Origin of the sequence: Spirillospora sp. NPDC049652 (assembly GCF_040675125.1) — a bacterium.
Lineage (GTDB): Bacteria > Actinomycetota > Actinomycetes > Streptosporangiales > Streptosporangiaceae > Spirillospora.
This window is the reverse complement of the sequence record NZ_JBFAOF010000897.1, coordinates 1-2,956: the sequence shown is the minus strand read 5'-3', so window position 1 is coordinate 2,956 and position 2,956 is coordinate 1. Positions and strand designations below refer to the sequence as shown.

Sequence of the window (2,956 nt, the reverse complement as noted above, 5' to 3'; positions counted from 1 at the left end):
GTTCACCCCGGCCGCCTCAGCGGCCGCCGCGTCCCTTTCCGCCCCCGCCGAACGCGGACGCGCCCTGGCGACCGTCCTGGGCGGCCTGACGGTCGCCAACGCTCTCGGGGTGCCGCTCGGAACCCTGATCGGCCAGACGGCGGGCTGGCGTGGCACGTTCGTGTTCGTCGCGGTCCTGGGCGTGATCGCGCTGGCCGGATTGAGCATGACCCTTCACTCGATGCCCTCCCCCGGTGCCGCCTCGTTCGCGCAGCGCCTGGCCGTGGCCCGGATCCCCGGCGTGCCGTCCACCCTTGCCGCCACCGCGCTGGCGATGGCCGGGGTGTTCGTCCTCTACTCCTATCTGGCCTGGTTCGCCGACCATGCGGCGGGTGTCACCGGCAGTGAGCTGACCGTGCTGTACCTGGTCGCCGGAATCACCGCGGTGCTGTCGAACCTCGCCGCGGGATGGATGATCGACCACATGCCGCCCACCCGGGTCGCGGCCGTCGGCATGGCCGGACTGCTGGTCTTCACGCTGCTACTCGCGGCGCTCGGGTTCACCGGAACCACCATGCTGGTGCTCTGCCTGGCGCTCGGGCTCTGGTCGCTGATCGGCTGGCTGTTCAACCCCGCGCAGCAGCAGCGGCTGCTCGGCGCGAGCGGCCCCACCGGTCCCATCGCGCTGTCGCTGAACTCCTCGGCGATCTACGCGGGTCAGGCGGTGGCCGGAGGCGTGGGCGCCTTCGCCGTGGCGGGAGGCGCGGGCGTGCTGGCCGTGGTGGCGGCCGCCGCGGTCGCCCTCGCACTCCTCTCCCTGTACGTCTCGACCCGCCGATTCGCCCCCGCCCCGGAGCCAGCGGACACTCCGGCCGAGGCCGTGAGCCGATGAGCCGCCTCACGCCGCCCGTCCGCTCGCGGAGAGCGGACGGGCGGTGCCGAGGTCGCTCAACGCGACTCTCGCCGACTCACCCTTCCACCGATCACGAGTGCTCAGTAATGGGCATGCCCCAGTCATCGGAAGCCGGCTGCCGTGGGCGGGATCGTCCATAGAACGGCGCCGGTCTGGGGCTCATGCCGATGGACCGCACTCTTCCAACCCAGCGAGGGCGTCATGAGATGATTGACCGACGGCATGGCTTTGCCGGGAACTCTCACAAACACTTGCCCCCTCCCTAGGGGCCGGGGCATGCAGGTTGGAAATAACACCTTCGTCGTATTCCCAGAAATTCCGTGACTCCCCATCGTCCAAGAAGGCACGCGCGGAATCGAAATCAACCCCACCAGGGATGTCCACGGAAATCATTCCCTGGAAGCCAGTCTCATAAATTCGGGCTCCAAGACGATCGAGCTCGCGCCTGAGGTCGACCTCAGGCTCTCGACCGGCCGCCTCAAAGAAAATCACACGCACCGTCGAATGCCCACCCGGCTCGATTAGGGATTCCACCCACACCTGCTCCGGTGACCCATGATGTGCGACCCGGACAACGTCCCGGACCGCCAGGCGCCTTGCAAAGGCGGGCGGGGACGTGAGTTCGAACCGGTGGTCACCTCTGGGCCTTGCTTCCAACTCCTCGAAAGCGACCGGCGGCCAGCCGCCCTCGACGGTCAGCCGAACGTGAACCTTGGAAGTACGCTGCATAAGATGAATAGATTAGCGCAACATGTCCAAACATGTAAATGGCTCACCCTGGCTCCGGGACCATCATTCTGGGGCACGTTGTACACGCGACACACACCACTAGCTTATTTGCTGGATCACTCGATCCTCCCAGCAATCTCATGGATTATGCGATCCACTCGTGCTTCGTTATTAGGAGGTTGCTTAGCCCCACTCATCGACCGTGGGACGGCGAACTTCGGCTGCCGGTCGGGGTTGTATCCCTTTGGGGGTCGGTCAGGGTCGAGTTGATGCCTCGCGCCGAAGGGCGCGCAGGGCGGGCGCGCGGCTAGCGCGGGGACGGGGAGGTCGCCGCGCTAGCCGTGTTGTCGGGGCCGGGTCAGGCGTGCAGGTCGGTCACCTGGGGGGCGATGCGGCCGAACAGGTCGCCGACCGTGGTCAGGGCCGCGGTGTGCAGGGCGTCCGCCGAGACCGCCGTTCCGTCCGGGCCGGGGAGCGGGCGGGTCGCGCACGCCTCGGCCACCACGGTCGGGCTGTAGCCGAGGTTGAACGCGCCCTGGGCGGTGAACTGGATGCACATGTGGGTCATGAAGCCCGCCAGCACCAGGTCCGGCCCGGCGTCGAGCTCGCGCAGCACCTTCTCCAGCTCGGTCTCGTGGAAGGCGTTCGGGAAGCCCTTCACCACGACCGGCTCGCCGTCGCGGGGCGCGACGCGGGACTCGATCTGCCCGATCTCCGCGCGGATGTCGTACGGGGTGCCCTCGCCGCCGTCGTTCACGATGTGGACGACCGGGGTCCCGGCGGCGCGGGCGGCGGCCAGCAGGCGGGCCCCGGCGTCCAGCGCCCGGTCCGCGTCCGGCAGGGCCATGACGCCCGTCGTGTAGGTGTTCTGGAAGTCGATCATGATCAGGGTGCTGGTGGACAGCGCGGGCAGCTCGCCGTCCAGGCCGACCAGCTCGCGCAGGGTGGTGGAAACGGACATGGTTGTCTCCCGTTCTCGGGCAGGGTGAACCGCCGTCCCGGCGGGACGGGGTGGGTCTTCGAAGGTCAGGCGGCCGTGCGGAAGCGCCGCCGGTAGGCCGCCGGTGTCGTGCCGAGGCGGCGCCGGAACGCCCGGTGGAGCGTCTCGGCCGAGCCGAGGCCGGACGCCTCGGCGACGCGGCCGAGCGGCTCGTCGGTGCTCTCCAGCAGCCGCCGCGCGGCCTCCACGCGGGCGGCCTCGACGAACGCGGCGGGTGTCGCGCCGGTCTCCTTGCGGAACACGCGGCTGAAGTGCCGCTCGCTGAGGCACATGCGGTCGGCGAGCGCGGCCGCCGACAGGTCGGCGGTGAGGTGGCCGGTGATCCACGCCCGCAG

At 69.5% G+C, this 2,956-nt stretch carries 4 protein-coding genes; 1 reads left to right on the top strand and 3 read right to left on the bottom strand.

The annotated features are described in order from the left end of the window. Window positions 1-871 (top strand): MFS transporter (locus tag AB0J52_RS34535; protein WP_500187098.1); only part of this gene is annotated, 871 nt, incomplete at its 5' end. Between the two features lie 180 nt (window positions 872-1,051). On the opposite strand, the gene AB0J52_RS34530 is transcribed toward AB0J52_RS34535, so the two are convergent. The 3 genes from AB0J52_RS34530 to AB0J52_RS34520 all read right to left on the bottom strand — a co-directional run. Continuing rightward, entirely contained in the window at window positions 1,052-1,621 is a 570-nt protein-coding gene (locus tag AB0J52_RS34530; RefSeq protein ID WP_500187097.1) for a DUF4265 domain-containing protein, read from the bottom strand. A 358-nt stretch (window positions 1,622-1,979) separates the two neighbouring features. Beyond that, window positions 1,980-2,582, bottom strand: a complete 603-nt coding sequence (locus tag AB0J52_RS34525; RefSeq protein ID WP_500187096.1) for an isochorismatase family protein — start codon at window positions 2,580-2,582, stop codon at window positions 1,980-1,982. Between the two features lie 65 nt (window positions 2,583-2,647). Then, the coding region (locus AB0J52_RS34520) for a helix-turn-helix domain-containing protein (RefSeq protein ID WP_500187095.1) at window positions 2,648-2,956 on the bottom strand (309 nt) is incomplete at its 5' end.

Coding starts and splice junctions, on each gene's coding strand:
- AB0J52_RS34530 (WP_500187097.1), bottom strand. CDS start 1,621: ATGCAGCGTACTTCCAAGGTTCACGTTCGGCTGACCGTCGAGGGCGGC.
- AB0J52_RS34525 (WP_500187096.1), bottom strand. CDS start 2,582: ATGTCCGTTTCCACCACCCTGCGCGAGCTGGTCGGCCTGGACGGCGAG.